This window comes from Actinoallomurus spadix, from assembly GCF_024055725.1.
GTDB lineage: Bacteria > Actinomycetota > Actinomycetes > Streptosporangiales > Streptosporangiaceae > Actinoallomurus > Actinoallomurus spadix.
This window is the reverse complement of record NZ_JAMXMX010000046.1, coordinates 14,828-30,627: the sequence shown is the minus strand read 5'-3', so window position 1 is coordinate 30,627 and position 15,800 is coordinate 14,828. Positions and strand designations below refer to the sequence as shown.

5 protein-coding genes are annotated in these 15,800 nt (G+C 71.3%); 3 read left to right on the top strand and 2 right to left on the bottom strand.

Features of this window, described 5'->3' with window-relative positions; all coding sequences use genetic code 11:
* The first annotated feature begins 160 nt into the window (after positions 1-160).
* From NE235_RS36085 to NE235_RS36075, 3 genes are all read left to right on the top strand, one after another.
* The gene (locus tag NE235_RS36085) at positions 161-11,260 is read left to right on the top strand and encodes a hypothetical protein (RefSeq protein WP_252811236.1); all 11,100 of its coding nucleotides are present in this window, start codon (positions 161-163) and stop codon (positions 11,258-11,260) included.
* Between the two features lie 178 nt (positions 11,261-11,438).
* Positions 11,439-12,605, top strand: coding sequence for a carbohydrate-binding protein (locus tag NE235_RS36080; protein WP_252811234.1), 1,167 nt, complete (start codon positions 11,439-11,441; stop codon positions 12,603-12,605).
* A 384-nt stretch (positions 12,606-12,989) separates the two neighbouring features.
* Positions 12,990-13,886 (top strand): AfsR/SARP family transcriptional regulator, encoded by an 897-nt coding sequence (locus NE235_RS36075; protein WP_252811232.1) that lies wholly within the window; start codon positions 12,990-12,992, stop codon positions 13,884-13,886.
* A gap of 61 nt (positions 13,887-13,947) precedes the next feature.
* Here NE235_RS36075 and NE235_RS36070 read toward each other — a convergent pair whose 3' ends face one another.
* Both NE235_RS36070 and NE235_RS36065 read right to left on the bottom strand, forming a co-directional pair.
* Positions 13,948-14,721 (bottom strand): polysaccharide deacetylase family protein, encoded by a 774-nt coding sequence (locus NE235_RS36070; RefSeq protein WP_252811230.1) that lies wholly within the window; start codon positions 14,719-14,721, stop codon positions 13,948-13,950.
* On the bottom strand, positions 14,718-15,728 hold the full coding sequence (locus NE235_RS36065) for a glycosyltransferase family protein (protein WP_252811228.1): 1,011 nt from the start codon (positions 15,726-15,728) through the stop codon (positions 14,718-14,720). Before NE235_RS36065 ends, NE235_RS36070 begins: the two co-directional genes overlap by 4 nt.
* Positions 15,729-15,800: the final 72 nt, after the last annotated feature.

Here is a 15,800-nt window from a genome sequence, read left to right as displayed (position 1 = left end):
CTTCGGGGTGCGCCTGCCCGGTGGGGGGCCCGCGAACGTCGTGCCGTCCGCGCCGTCGTGGACGGCCGCGGCGGGTTCGTCGCGGGGTGCGGAAGACGGCCCTCGACTCGGTGGCGAGGTGCCTGCCGGAAGTTCGACGACGGAGCCGGCCGGCGGCGACATGGTGACGGAGGGAGTCGCCCCGGCCGAACCGCGGGAGACGCTGATCATCCGCGGAACCTACGACAACGACGCCTTCACGCTCTTCTTCGAAGGGGCTTGGCGGACCCCCGGGGAGGTCGCGCGCTGGATCGCCAAGAACACAACCTATGAGCCGGGTGATCCGCTGCTGCTCCTGGTGCCCGGAATCGGGCGGCCGAGGCCCGATGGCGGCCTGTCGTTCGCCGATGAGATCGTCGCCCGGCTGGGCGGACCGGCCCTCAGTCCCGAGACGGAGAATGTCGCGGACGATCGCTGGATCGTGCACTGGCCCGGCACCACGGGCTCCGCACCGTCTGAGGCGCCGGAGACGGCCCCCGAACCGGTGCCCGTCTCCGTACCAGCCGTTCCCGCGCAGGCCGTTCCCGCCCAGGCCGGTACCGAGCGGCGGGACGGTGGCGAGCGGCCGCCCGCCGTCCAGCAGGCCCCGTGGTACGTCGAGACCGACGCGCTGGGAGAGGCGGCGTTCACCGGCGTCGACCCGTGGTCGGCCGACCAGGTCGAGTTCTGGGCCGACCGTGTCGGCGGCGGCACGCGCCACGAGGACGATGGCGCGGAACTGACCGCGGCGATCCGGCAGGGGCTGCGGGACCTGCTCCGGACCGATGACCCCGAGGAGTGGCGGGTCCACTTCCAGAAGGGGCACCTGGTCACCGCCGACGGCCGTCTCGTCTGGCTGCGGCCCGTCCTGCGCGGCGTGACCGTGGGGACGCAGCCGAGCGGCGGCGTCCGGGAGTTCGCGGTGTCCTTCGCCTCGCTGTCCGCCGGCGGCAAGACGGCCCGAGAGGTCTTCACCGGGCTCGACGGGATGCTGCTGTCGTTCCTAGCTCTGGGCACGGCGGTGGCGTCGGTGTTCATCCCCGGTCTGCCGATGATCGGAGCGGGCTCCGCCCACACGCGGGAGGCCGAGCGGGAGCGGCAGCTCATCGCCGGCCGGAAGCTCTACGTCGCCGAGAACACCCGCTTCCGCGGCGGCATGGCGGTCCGGGTCTTCGTGGACGGAGTGGAACGCCCGAACGACGTCGTGCTGCCCGCGCGTTTCGACCTCGACCTCCCCGAGCCGTTCACGGCCGCGGGCGCGCCGCGGCCGGACCGTACGGCGCCCGAGACCGGCGAGGAAAGGCCCGGGCAGCGCCCGCATCAGGCCACCGAGGTGATCAACGCGGTCGACACGATCCCGGCCGTCACGGCGCTGCAGCGCCGGATGCTCGGAGCGGGAATGCCGGCCGAGTCCGTGCGCCAGGTGATGACGGAGGTTCTGGAGCATCTCACCGAGTCGTCGGCACGCAACCGCAGCCGGCTGTTGCTGAGCAGCGGCATCCCGACGAAGCAGCTGCGCGTGAAGATGGCGAAGGGCTCCTTCAAGGGCCACTTCGCCATCAAGGCGCGGATCACCAGCCTCCAGTACCTCGGCGACAGCGACGTCGCCGTACGGTTCGACACCGGCGCGGGCCTGTCGGTCAAGCCGGGCCGGCTCGCGGACAGCAGGGCGTTCACCGGCTTCGACCTCAGCTTCGCCGGACTGGCCGCCCCGGGCCACGAGGGCGACGGCGAGAAGGGCTTCATCCACGGGCCTACGTTCGTCTTCGACTTCTCGCGCGGTACCGGGTACGGCGCCACCGAGCAGGCCCTCGGCCACACCGTCCTGAATACGACGGGCCCGCAGTCGAGGTACCGGTCGGGGCTGGAGTTGACCGTGGAGATCCGGTCGACCACCCACGACCTCCCACCGGTCAGCGCCGTGGTGGAATCGGAGGTCAGCGTCGCCCGGCGGGACGCCGCCGACTTCGAGGAACGGCTGACCGGCGCCGTTCGGACGCCGGAACTGCGTCCGCGGCCTCCGCAGGAGGAGACCGGGACCCCGCCGGCGGCGCGGGACGGCGCGGGACAGGAAACGGCGTCGCCTGCGCGGCCGAACGTCGCCGTGCTTCAGCCGCCGCCGGGCGGTCTGCCGCCGCGGTCCGCGTACGTCCGGCCGAAGCGGCTGGGCCGCGCGATGAAGGTCGATCCGAGTCATCGGGAGCCGCTGGCGCTCGCGGCGCGTAAGGGGTTCGGGTTCGGGATGGGGGTCACCCTGCCCGGTTCGGAACTTGTCCACGACCAGTTGCGGGCGGTCCTGGCCAAGGTGCACCACGACGCGCTGCCGGAGCGGCAGCGCAAGCGCAAGACGGACTGGTCCAACGTCGACCTGGACCTGGCCGCCTGGTTCAGCAGGCCGGCGCTGGAATCGAGTCCGCCCGCGCTGCTGGCCGGGATCGAGCACACGGTGACGCTCGGCGGCCGTAAGTACGCGCTCGGCGCCAAGGCCCACCTGATGGAGCGGCTGAACCGCGACGGCGTCTACAAGATGACCGTCAACGGCCGGGCGCTGATGGGGGCGTCGGCGGCCGGGCACCGCAAGACCGAGTTCGGGGTCAAGGCCGCATTCGGCGCGGGCCTGCGGGTCAGGGCGCTCGACTGGCTACGGGTCGCGATCGGCGCCGCCGCGGGGCGGGCCGAGTACGCCTACACCCGCAAGTTCGACCTCTCCGGGGGCGCCAAGTCCTACCGGCGTACCGAGACCACCGAGAACGTCGACGAGCACAACTACAACGTCATCTACGAGCTGTGGGTACGGCCGGTCGGTGGTCGGGCCGAGATCTGGTGGATCGACCAGCGGAATGACGTCACCGCGCGGGTCGTGGTGCCGCACGAGCACCGGCCTGCCGTGCCGCTGACCATCGAGGAGATCCGGGCGGCCGGCCAGGCCACCAGAATCCAAGATCGGCCGCAAGAGCCCGAGGCCGACTTCGGGGCCGGCGGGAGCTCCGGGCTGTACCCGTCCTTCTTCGCCATGCCAGAGCTGCCCCGTCTCGCGGCCGGGATGTACGCCGAAGCGAACGGCCTGCCGGGCTCCTGGCTCGCCGATGAGGCCGGCTGGCCCCTTGAGCTCAAAGAGCTGGCCCAGCCGGACAAGCTCGCCGAGTACTTCCCCGCGCTGGCCGGCAGGTCGGGCCGCTTCGTCGCCCTGCCGAAGGGCGCGGATGGGATGAAGCAGGCGCTGCGCATCCGGTTGCGCGGCTACCGGCCACGTCATGTGAACGCCGACGGCGGCACGGAGATCGAGCAGTACGTCCAGGGGACCGCCCAGCAGAAGACCGCCAGTGCGCACAAGGGGGCCGCTGGCGGGACGTTCAGCGCCGGACCGCAGTTCCGTCTGGGCGCGGAGGCCAGGCCCCCGCACTCCCTGAGCCCCGAGGAAGGCCTGTTCGGCGACGCCGTGCCGGGCGGCGACGCAGTAACGGACACGCACGGTGCCTCGTCCGGGACCGTGCACGCCGCGAGCGGCGCCGGGGGCCAGGACTCCGCGGTGGAGAAGGAGCATCCCTGGGGCGGGCGCATTCAGGTCACCGGTCACGGCGGTGCGACCTGGGAGCGCAAGCGGGAGAAGGGCCGGGATCTCGGTTCGATCGCGATCAGCCGGGCCACGTACGGCGGTACGACGCACACTTACCGCATGGACCCGGTGTTCGAGGTGACGCTGTTCCGGCGGAAGGGCTCTCGGCGGACGATGGTGACCCGCTACCTGCGGGTGACGGACGCGATGGACCTGCTCGTCCCCGAACGCCGGATCTTCGACCTCGGGCTGACCGCGCCGGGGGTGACACCGCCGGTCCCGCGGCCGCCGACACATCACGTGCCGCCCGCGCTGCTGAAGGGGATGTCCTACCCGGAGACCCTCGACGGGGACCAGGTCCTGGACCGGATCAAGGAGCGGTTGCGGGGCCGCGGCCTGCTGCGCGCGTTCTTCGACGGCGAGGAGCGGCCGAACCTGCTGTGGCGCCTCATCGAGTCGGCCTACTCCTCCGACGCGCTGCGCAACCAGTACAACGGCGCGCTGACCGGGTCGGGCGTGGTCCGCTGGGTGCCCGTTCCGCTGCCCTTCGGCGGCACCCGCTACCTGTGGATCCGCGTCAGGGCGCGGACCGGCGCCGCCACCGAACAGCTCGACCGGCCGGAGGTGAAGCTGACCCTCCGCGACGAGACGCTGGCCGAGTCCATCGAGAGCGAGGGCTTTTCGCGCGGGTGGGAGGCCGGCGTGCAGGTCCGTGCCCGGGTCGGGCGGGAGGGCCACGGCCAGGGACACGGCGGCCCGGAGTTCGGCGGCGGCTACGAACGTAAGTCCGGACACGGGTCCGAGGAGACCGCGAAGACGCTCGAGATCCACCGCGCCGGCACCCAGGAGGGCTCGCTGGAGTCCAGGAACCCGCTGGACTTCAAGGTCGAGCTCGGGCTGAGCGCCGAACCGCCGGAGATCCTCGACGTTCCGCTGCGCCTTGTCAAGGCGGGGGTCGTCGGCCTCGGCCGGCTCGCGCAGGCCCGAGAGCTCGGCGACGCCTGGTACGGCAACCGGCCGTTCATCTGGTACCACGTGGACGAGCCGGGTCCGGACGGTGTCAAGGGCGACGTACGGCTGCTGGTTCCCCGGAGCATCGCCGTGCTGGACGCGCCGGGGGAGCCCATCGCGCCCGTCGTGGGGACCGACCCGCAGTGGGTCGAGCGCGGGCCCTGGCAGGGGCGGGACCCGGAGGCGGTGCACGCCCTCATCGACAACCTGCACCCGTGGGACGCCGCCTTCGCCGCCACCGTCGAGCGCTGGGCCGGACCGGTCGCCTCGCCGTATGGAAGACCGCGGGACCTGGAGGCCCCCGGCGCGTGGCGGATCCCCGGCGTGGATTTCACGACGAAGGCAGGCCTGCGCTATGCGCACTTCACCGGCGAGGACATGCTGCGGGCCAACATCAGGCAGGTCCTGGGCAACGCCTACCGCGTACCGGTGCTCGAGCGGGAGGCCGTCGTCGGAGTGGAGATCACCCGGGCGGAGGTCATCGGACCCGTCGACGGCATTCGGTTCAAAGGGCGGAACTACACGCAGGAGAGCAAGGCCGGCAAGGAAAAGCAGGAGAGCTCCCGCGGTTGGCACCTGGGCTTCGGCCCCGAGGGCGGCGGCGAGGCCGGCTCGGAGGAGATGCTCGGCGCCGGCCTCGGCGAGTACGGCCGGGAGCGCTCGGAGGAACAGTCGGGTGAGCTCGGCGTGACCGAGGAGCGGAACAAGGAGGCCACCCGCCACTACCGCCACTACCGGTTCGACGTCGACGTCTACCTGACCGGTCGTCACGGCGTCATCCGGGTGCACGCGCCCGGTGGCCTGCACGGCATGCTCCCGCTCGAGGAGGACCCAGCCGGAGGCCGCCGGCTGGCCGACGGTCTGGAGACGCGGCTGCCCCACCTGTTCGGCCCGAAGCCGCAGCCGCCGGAGCCGATCCGCGGCACCTCCCTGAGGCGCCGCTGGTACGAGCCGAAGCGGATCCGTGCCTTCTTCCACCAGGAGATCGAGAATCTCAAGCACCGTTTCGCCGTCCCCGCCACGCTCGGAGACCGGATGCCGGTCACGTCCGATACGGACACGCCAGCCGCGACGAAGCGCTGGTACAAGGCGCCGGCGCTCCGCCGCTTCGCCCGTGAGTACCTCTCCTCGCTCCGGCGGCGTGCCACGGCTCAGGAGAGCCGGCCGGACGAGGTGGTGACCGGCCTGACGTCAAGTCCCCCGGTGCTGCCGGACCTCCCGGCAGGGCTGGGCGACTCCGAGCTCGAGTGGCCGGGCGGGCGGACGGACGCCCTCACCGGTGCGCCGGCCGGTGAATCGGCCGGGCACGAGACGCCGGCGGACCACGACGCGTCCGACGTCACCGACACGCGGGCGCGCACTCACCCGGTGACGGGCGAGCGGGCCGCCGAGCCCGCACACACGTCTCCGCACGAGCAGCCCGCCCCGCCCGTGACCGCATTGCCGGCCGCGACCGAGGGCGGCCCGGGGTCCGCGGCGGATGCCGGCGGCGTCGACGGCAGCGGGCTCACGAGGCCGCAGGCGGCGGCGCTCGAGCGGATGGGGTTGCGCCCGGTGCTGGTTCTCGCGACCGGCGACCCTGTCGTGCACGCCCTGCAGGCGGTGGCGCCGGCCGAGACGTCCGTGGCCGCCGGTGGACGGCCGGCGTCCCCGGCGGAGCTCCGGGCGTACCTGGCGGACGCGCTCGCCACCGACCTGAACAGCGGCGCACCGCGGTTCTGGCCCGCCGTGCGCATGCCCGACGGCGCCACGGACGACCAGAGGCGTGCCCTCATCGCCGCGCTGACCTCGCCGCAGGGCGGAGCCGACGCGGACGAGGCGTTCCTGGCCGCGGCCGCCGCCGTCCTCGGGTTGCGCGTCGCCGTCCTGCGACCCGACGGCGGCACGGTCGAGTCCGGATCACCGTCGGGCCGGCCGGTCGTGCTGCTGCGGCTGCAGGCGCCCGGCCGGTACACCGCCGCCTGGGCCGGCACGGAGCCGGACACGGACGGCGGAACGCCGGCGACCCCGCCCGCACGTCCCGCGCCGCGCCCACCGGTACGGCCCGCGCCGCCCACCGGCGACCTGGGCGCCGTACCACCGCCGGCGCGGAACGCCGCGTCCGCGGAGGCCGCGGCCCGGACACCGATCGCGAACCTCGACGCCGACCCGTTCCAGGGGAGCGCCGGCGGCGGCACCGTACGGCGGCCGGCGCGGGCCGCTCAGACCGGTGACGATCCGGCGCACACGGCAGGAGGCACGGCCCCCGGGGCCGCCCTGGACGGGCCATCGCACGGCCCCGGCCGATCACCGGACACCGCGCGGCGGGCTGACTCCCCGGCCGAGAGACTGGAGCGCCGGCTCACCGCGATGCTGCCGGAATGGGACGGGACGGCCCAGGACTGTGTGCCGCGGCTGGCGGCGGTCTGGCAGGGACTGTACGGCCGGCCGGTGGTGGCCGGGGACGACGCCACGGTCGGCTCGATGCGGCCGGAGACGGATCTGGCGGCGGCGCTGGGTGGTGACTGGCGTCCGCTGGGTGGTCGTCCGGAGGACCTGGTCCCGGTGGTGGAGGCGGTGGGCGCCGGTGCCATGGCGTTCATCCTCGTGTCCTCGCCGAACGGCCCGGGTCATGGGTTCGCGCTGCGCAACGAGGGCGGATCCCTGTTCTGGCTGGAGACGCAGGCGAGGGCGGGTGAGCGGGTTCGTGCCGTCGGTGCGCGCACGCCGGTGACGGAGGGCGACGTCCGGGTGATCGTCACGGATCCGGCCGGCCGCGCGGTGCCGCTGGACCTCCGGCCGGAGGCGGGCGATCTCGTGGACACCCTGACCTTGGCGCGGACCGACGGAACATATGGCATGAAGGGACACGAGCCGGCCGCCGGCCGCACAGGGCAGAAGGACGCGAGCGAGGCGGCGTCCGAGCAGGCCGTCCGATCGGGCGGCGAGCCGTCGGCGATCGCCGAGGAGTTCGGGATCCAGGTGGACTCCGGCACCGCGGTGACCGCGGTGAAAGAGAGCAACCCCCGAGCCCGTGCGGAGGTGCTCGCGAAGGTCCGGGAACGTCGGTGGGCACCGGAGGAGATGAGTGCTCTCCATGCCGCCCTCAAGCACTACGCGCCGATTCTCGGCAAGCAGCGAGAACGGTCGAGCCGTGCCGGGATCGCCCAGGAGGTCACCCACATCGGTGCCGTGTCCTTCGGCATATCGAATCGTGAGATCGACTTTGGAATGGCCGGGCAGTACATCGAGTCTCACCAGGCGGTGAACCTTTACGCCCCCATTCTCTTCAAGAAGGACCTCGGCGGCGGTCGCAGGGAGATCGAGGGCACCATCACCCATGAATTGGCGCACGGGCTCCTCGGCTACGCCCTGCCCGAATTCACCGAGGCGTTCGGAAGCTGGGGGCCGGATGGGCGGCCGAAGCTGCCCGGCGGCGTCGAACCGCCCTACAGCGGGGCCAAGACCGCGGCGGAGGACCTCGAAGCTTCGATCAGGGCGTCGCTCCTGGTGCCGGACACGCTCGCCGCCGAATCGCCGAAACACGCCGCGGCCATTGCGGAATTGAGGCAGCGTCATCCGGAATTGTTCGAGACCGGGCCCAAGGAGCTCGCGTGGCGGGCCGCCAAGCGCATTGCCGGAGCGCTGAAGGACCAGTTGCCGGAGTTCGCCAGGATGGTGGGCAGCTGGACCGAGGACGGCTGGCCTAATTTCGCCGGTGAACGGCCCATCACCCGTTATGGCGCGACCGACGCCGGTGAAGATCTATCCGAAACGGCGAAGTACTATTTCCTGGAGCCCGACACCTTGCGGGCGAAGGCGCCGCAGCGCGCCGCCTTCTTCGATCGGCTGATCGCCGAGTGGGCCGTCTCGGAGCCCGAGTCCCCTCGACCGGGTGACGAGGACGCGGCCGGCGCCCTCGGCGATGTGGCGGCCTCCGGCACGGACCCGGCCCACTCGACGCCGTACCCGGCCGACGACGATCGCTTTTACCACGGGCTCCTCGCCCTCGCCGGTCCGCACCTCACCCGGGAGATACCCGAGCTGACGAATATCCCGCCGGGCGGTCGTGAGGCCGCGCAGGTGGTGCGGAACTGGCTCGCGGACCGGCTGGAGGCGGACGTCGCGGTGGCGAGCCAGGGGCTGCTCTCGCGGTACGCCCGCTTCTTCCACGGGTCAGGCGACGAGACCTCCTTCGCGGACTGGGGACGTGCCATGACCGGCCGGATCCGCGGCATGGACGGCCGGCATGAGGAGACGGACGACCTCGTCGCCCACCTGCTGGCGAAGGAGCTCGGCCTGCCCCTCACCCTGGTCCGGGACGGGGACGTTACCCGGCTCGGGCCCGCCGGCAGCGCCCGGATCCGCGTCGACCGTACGCCGGACGGGCTGGAGGTCGCCGAGAACACGCACGAGGCCGCGCAGAAGATCCGGTGGGAACTGCTCCGGCCGGCGCCGCCGACGCCCGCCGATCGGTCCGCCCGCCAGTTCGAGGTGGTCCGCGGTGCTCTGGAACGACGCCTCCAGCACGGGGAGGCCGACTACCGGAACCTGCGGGAGCGCATCGATCCGGACGCCAGGACCGCGATCGACGCGCGGACGCGCGCGATGACCGACCGTTTCTGGGGCGCCCGGATGGCGGGTGGCCTCGCCGACGTGCCGGCGCACCGCCGTGCGCCGGCCCGGCTCGACGCCATGCGGGGAGCGGTGGCCGACCTCGAAGCCCTGATCCGCAACCTCCACGAGCAGCTCGGGGACCGCTCTGAACCGCCGGCCCCGGGCGTACGGGCCGACACCCCCGTGTCGGAAGAGCTCGTGAGCGAGGTCAACCTCCAGCTGACCCGTCTCGGCGCCGCGTGGCTCGGCGGCCGGGTCGGTCGCGGGGAGGTCGAACAGGCGCTGCGTGACATCCCGCCGCAAGGCCCCACGGACCCCCGGGGACTGGCCACCGACCTCGCCCATCAGATCGCCTTCGACGAGGTGACCCGGGTGCCCGGGGGCGGACAGGGCAGCGAGCATGAGCGGCCCATCATCATCCACGTGCACCGGGGTGAGCCATTCGGCGGTGAAAGGGAGCTCCTCGTCTACAACCGGAGGACCGGCGTCGGAGTCTGGACCGACACCGGCGGGATCTACATGGCCGGTGGCCGTTACCTCGCTTCGGAGGAGTCGGCGGAGGCGTCGAGGCTGGGACGGGTCACGGAGGTGGACGTCACGATCCCCGAGCTGGTCACCTCGGTCACGAGGACGCTGCCGGGCGAGGGGAACCATTTCGACCCCGAGGTCGCGGACGCCGGCCTCCGCGACACCGAGCGGCGGCTGAACAACGCGCCGCGCCTCCGGGACGGCGAAAGCGGGCGCGAGGCGCGCGGCATGACCCCGAGGGAGCTGTTCGGCGACGACCCCGACCACGAGTTCGGGCCCAGGGCGGACGACGTGACCATCCTCCGGCCACCCGGATTCATAAGGAGGGCCCCCATGCACCTCACGGAGGGAGTACCGGTCCCGTTCGTCGCCGCCTTCCTGGCCGAGACCAAGAGGTTCATCAGCATGAGCGACGTGCGGCAATGGTTCCGAGCCGGGTCACGGTTCGGTGCGGACGTGACGCGGGAGTACTTCAACGGATGGCTGGGGCTGCGCGTGGGCCGATTCGCCGTTCCGGCGATGGAGTACGTGCCGAGCGTCGCCGAGGTGCGGACGGCGGCGACACTGCTGAACACGCACACGTACGCCGTGGCCGACGTGTTCGCTAACGACGCCGAACTGGCGAAGAACCTCGTGCACGGGACCCTGCGCACGTCTTTCGCCGGCATCCGTGAGAAGTTGCAGGCCGACGTCCAGGAGTTCCTCGAGAACAACCGTGATTGGATCCGGGACCGGCTGGAGACGGACCTGCGGGAGCGGCTCGGCTCGGCCATCCGCCGCTACGAGCAGCGCGCGCGTGAGAACGATGAGGAGCCGCTCGACCTGTTCGACTACACGATGAACGACGACACGATGACCCTCGGCGACTACGCCGACAACATGCTGCTGCCGCCGAGCCGGGTCCGTAGCATCGTCAATCAGTACGACGCGATGAACGTCCGCACGCACTTCGCCGGAACGGACGACAACGAGGGCGCCCTCGCGTTCGATCTGGCCGTGCTGGAGCTGCGCGATGTCGTTCCGGAGGGGCGGAGCCTCGGGAGGGAGATGCGCACCGCCCGCACGTTCGCCGATATCGCACGGCGGTTCTATGCCTGGGCGGAGCGGGTGGACGCCAACAACGGGACCGATGAGGGCCGTGCCTTCAACGAGAACCTGGTCGAGGCGGTGCGAGCGATCAGCGCTCACAACCCCTCCGGCGGAGACCTGGTGACCTCGGTTCGCGACCTCCTCGACTCGGTCGCGTGGCGAGCGCCCGACGTCGTCCGTGAACCGATCTTCCGCGGGCATGTGACCAGCAACCTGCAGGCCGACGCGGTCGTGGCGCTCCATGACCTCCTCCGGTACGCCGACGCCGAGGCCGCCCGCGCCGTACGGCGCGCGGTCAGCGCGATCCGGACCGCTCTCGTCTACGAGCGGAACGCGGCCTCGTGGCGCGTCGGCCGCCGCAACCTCGACCACGTGCGCCTGAGCGCAGACCAGGTCATCGAGGAATTGCTCGCGTACGAAACGTCGGCACTGCGGCCCGCGCCGGGAGTGCACGAACGATGAAAGGAACAGATCAAGGAAGCACACATGGACGTCAGAACCCGACCGAGCGGCAGCACCGGCGACGTGTGGCCCTTCTCCTGACCCGACCCCTGTCCGGAGGCGCCGGCACGGCAAGATCCGCCGGCACCTCACTTCATCATCCCATTTGATCCGCTCTGTCACATTGAGGAGACAACAGTTGAGCGATCTGAAGGAGAACGAACGCCGGCGCCAGGAACGCGCCGAGCTCGTCAACGCCTTCACCCGGACCGCCTGGGAGCCGAGTTCGCAGCCGAAGGTGGGCCCGCGGGTCCTGGCGGGCGGTGCCGCGTTGATCGTGGTCGCCGGAGCGGCCTTCGGCCTCGGCGCGATGGTCTCGTACCGCCACAAGCAGGATGCCTCCGAGCACACGCGGCAACTGGCCCTGGTCGCGCAGAACAGCCGTGCGAACCCGTCCCTGCAGTCGCCGGGGTCCGCCATCGGCGTCACGATCAGTCCGGGAGCGCCGAGCCCGGGCGCATCGGCTCCGGGTAGCGCCGCCGGGCAGCCCGTCGTCCCGGGAAGGATCGCGCCGGGCACGAAGGGGCCGAATGGCAAGACGGCACCGCCCGCGTCCGCCCAGCCCCAGGTGACCGGCGGGCAGCAGGTCCCGGCCTCGCCGCCGGTCGACGCCGGCGTCAACGCGGCCGCCGCCGGCGGCACGGTTCACACCCAGAAGAAGGCGGGCGCGGCGCGATCCGCGTCTTCGAGGCGGATGACTCCCGCCAAGGTGGCGGCGCAGCAGGGCGGCGAGACGGCGCCCTACATCGTGCCGGTGACGCCGACGGCGTCACCGACCGCATCACCGGCAGCGGCGGCGACACCCTCGCCGACCCGTCGCTTCGTCCGGAGCGTGCGGCCGACCAAAAGCCCCACGTCCGGATCCTCCGGCGATAAGGCGCCCGCGAGGGGCGGACGCAGCGCCTACAGCACGATCCAGGCTGAGTCGTTCGCCCGTCGGTCGAAGCACCTGAGCACCGAGAACTCGAAGGACGTCGGCGGCGGCCGGAACATCGCCTCGGCGGCCAGTGGTGACTGGGCGCTGTACAAGAGGATCGACTTCGGGTCCACGCCCGCGACCCAGCTCTACGCCCGCATCGCGACCGACAAGCCCGAGGGATACGGGCGGGTCGAGGTGCGGCTGGACAGTCCCGGGAGCGCGCCCATCGCCACCCTCTACACCGTCAACACCGGTGGGTGGCAGAACTGGTCGACGGTCTCGGTCGGCGCGAGCGGGGTCACGGGAGTGCACAACGTGTACTTCACGTTCAAGAGCGACCAGATCTGGGACTTCATCAACATCAACTGGTTCTGCTTCGGCCACTGACCTCGGTCCGGTGGTGACGGAACGAGCCGTCGAGGGGCGGGGCACGCCGCCTCGCACCTGAACGTACGGTGGTCCCGAGCGTCGCCCGGGACCACCGCACGTGACCCGGACCACGATGATGTCGGCGGTCATTTGGTTGACCGTCGGCGAAACTAAACATTAATTTTATGGCAAAGTTGCTGGATTTAAAGGCTCTGCCGCGGCCCCGCTCGGCGGCGCCGGGCACCTGAGACGTCCTGCCCGCACTGCAAGGTGGCGAACAAATCCCGCACCGTGGTCGTCTAATCTCCTGCGTGATAAACGACCATTTTCAGCGCTCAGCGGCGGTAGGCGCGCTCGTGGCCTCGTCGTAGGAGCAATCGAGAAGTGAGTACCTAAGAGAACATGTCACTCGAATCCGAGAGGGTGCCTTCCGGCCAGGGCGGCCCCTGGGTCGAGTTCCGTATCCTCGGCCACCTTGAAGTCATTGTGCGGGGCGGCCTCCTCGGGGTGGGCCCTCTCAAGCAACGTACCTTGCTGGCTTATCTGCTCCTCCACCCGAATCAGGTCGTTCCCGCAGGTCGGCTTGTTGAGGCGCTGTGGGGGGAGGACCCGCCGCGGACGGCCAGACAGTCGCTGCAGAACGGGATCGGCGGACTACGGAAGCTGATCTCCGCGACTCGTACTCTCGGCGCGGCTTCGATCGCCACCCGCGCTCCCGGATACATGCTGGAGGTGGACCCGCAGGCGATCGATGTCCACCGGTTCCTGAGACTTCGTGCCGAGGGGCGCACGGCTCTTGCCGGTCGGCGATATGAGGATGCTTCACGGTCGTTCCGGCGCGCGCTCTCCTGCTGGCGTGGATCGGTCCTGTCCGACCTGGTGGAGGCGGGCGTCACCTGGCCCGCCATCGACCATCTGGAGGAGATGCGCCTGGCGGCGCTGGAGGACAGGATCGACGCCGATCTGCGACTCGGCAGGTATTCGGACGTCGCCGGAGAGGTCGCGCAGCTGCTGGCCGCCACTCCCTTGCGGGAAAGGCTGTGGGAGCGGCTCATCATCGCCCTGTACCGGGCCGATCGGCAGGCGGACGCACTGGCGGCCTACCGTAACTGCCGTCGCGTTCTCGTCGACGAGCTGGGGATAGAGCCGAATCGGCGGCTTCGCGAGCTGGAGCGGGCGATCCTGGCTCAGGACACCCAGTACGTGATGTGCCTCCCCGAGAGCCCGAAGCCCGCCGCCTTCATGGATCCTGAGTTCTTCCTCGGAGGGACCCTCAGCCTGCCCGCTCGGTCCGCCTGACGTCTCGCCGCGGCACGGTGCGTACCCGGGTTCCGGCGAGAGGACGTGCGGGTGACCTTCGTCATGAGGCGAGACCGGAGCCCGGGCCGCGCTCCCGGTCCGCATCGCCCGCCGCGGCGAGAAACCGGGTGAGCGTGGTCGGGCGCAGGCCCTTCTCCCGCAGGCCGGCGATCACCCGGGGAAGCGCGTCGGCGGTCCGCGGGGCGTTCGGGCCACCGAGGTGCATCACGATGATCGAGCCCCCCGTCACCTGGGTGAGCGTCTGGTCGACGATCACATCGGCCGAGTCGCAGAAGGCATCTCCGGAGAAGACGTCGAACCCCACGACCGTGACGCCCGCGGGCCGGATGGCCGCCAGGGCGGCCGCGTCGTGACAACCGCCCGGAAAGCGGAAGTACCGGGTCGCCCGTCCGGTGAGCCGGTGCAGGGTGACGATCGGATCGATCACCTCGCCGAGCATCTCCTCTTCCGGGACGAGGCCGAGGTTGAAGCAGGCCCGGCGGAACGCGCGATGAGACTGCGAGTGCGTGCCGAGCTCGAAGAGGTCGTCGTCCGCGATCCGCCGCGTCTCCTGCGGATACTCCTCCATCCACAGCCCGGTGAAGAAGAACGTCGCAGGCGTGCGCGTACGCCGCAGTTCGTCGACCAGCCGCATGTCGGCGTAGGACTCCACCGTCCCGAGCCGGAGGCGCCGGCGCATGAGCGTGGTGAGGTCGGCGTCGAACGTGAGCGCGACCTCTCTTCCGTCCCGCGGCCCGTGCTCGATGACCCGCGGAGACACGGCGGGATCGGTCCACCCGGGCATCGACGCCTCGTCCGGGGGCCGGGGGGTCATCGCGCCGTTCCCGGCGCGACGAGGTCGAACACGCGATCGGCGAAGACGCCGATCGACAGGTGCTCCTCGGCCAGCCGCCGGACCCCGCGCCGATCGGCCGCCAGAGCGGAGTGGACGTCCTCCATCACCCGCCTCGGATCTCGTTCACAGTAGGCGCCCGTGAGGTTGTAGGTCAGCAGGGGGCCGATGTTCTCCTCGTTGACGACGCCGGCGTACCCGTAGCCCGCGCAGATGGTCGGGATGCCGGTCGCCATCGCCTCCATCGCGCCCCGGCCGAGCGAGATGACCACGTCCATCTCCGCCAGCAGGTTCGGCACCGAGAGGCACGGGACGTGGTTGATCAGGATGAGCTCGTCGCCGAACCGGTCACTGAGCTCCCAGAAGCCGGGGCCGTCGCCCACCGCGTAGACGAGCAGCTCCTCGCGGTCGAGGTGCTCCATCACGCTGTTCAGCACGCGTTCGCGGCCCGAATCCATCCGGCAGTGCACGAGTACCCGCGGCCGGCTCCCGCGCCCGGCGGTCCGCTCGCGCGGTGGCGAGAAACGCGCCAGGTCGACCCCCTGGCGGATGAGGACGAGCCGGTCCGCCGGAACCATCGTCGCCTGCCGGTCCAGCGCGTTCTCCGTCATGCAGACGAGCCACCGGCAACGCTCGACCATGTAGTCCGAGGGACGCCGCCCGGCGTGGTGGACGAACCGCACGGCGGGGACGTGCCGGGGGAACCTCTCCAGCATCCGGTCGGACGCCTCATCGACCAGGATCAGGTCGGTGACCGCCGGGACCTCATCGGTGACCGTGACGTTCTCCGCGCGGCCCATGACCCGGGTGAGGGGGAACCCGTCGAGATCGTCGGTCACCAGGCATACCTTGTGCCCCGCGTCGGTCATGGCGCCGACCAGGTCGACTATGAAGCTGTGCTGGCCGTAGGTCTGGAAACGGCCGGCCATCTCGTGTTTTCCGTCGTACAGCAGGTTACCTTTAGCGCCGAGCAGATAGGTCACGTGCATTAAGGCCCTTTCACCGGAATACGAGAGTCCTTCGGGAGGACGGTCTGGGATGCGGCCCCGATGATATGGGTG

What these genes read in the sequence shown, in the direction of transcription:
- NE235_RS36085 (WP_252811236.1), top strand. Translation starts at nt 161, where the DNA reads ATGGTGACGGAGGGAGTCGCCCCGGCCGAACCGCGGGAGACGCTGATC.
- NE235_RS36075 (WP_252811232.1), top strand. Translation starts at nt 12,990, where the DNA reads ATGTCACTCGAATCCGAGAGGGTGCCTTCCGGCCAGGGCGGCCCCTGG.
- NE235_RS36070 (WP_252811230.1), bottom strand. Translation starts at nt 14,721, where the DNA reads ATGACCCCCCGGCCCCCGGACGAGGCGTCGATGCCCGGGTGGACCGAT.
- NE235_RS36065 (WP_252811228.1), bottom strand. Translation starts at nt 15,728, where the DNA reads ATGCACGTGACCTATCTGCTCGGCGCTAAAGGTAACCTGCTGTACGAC.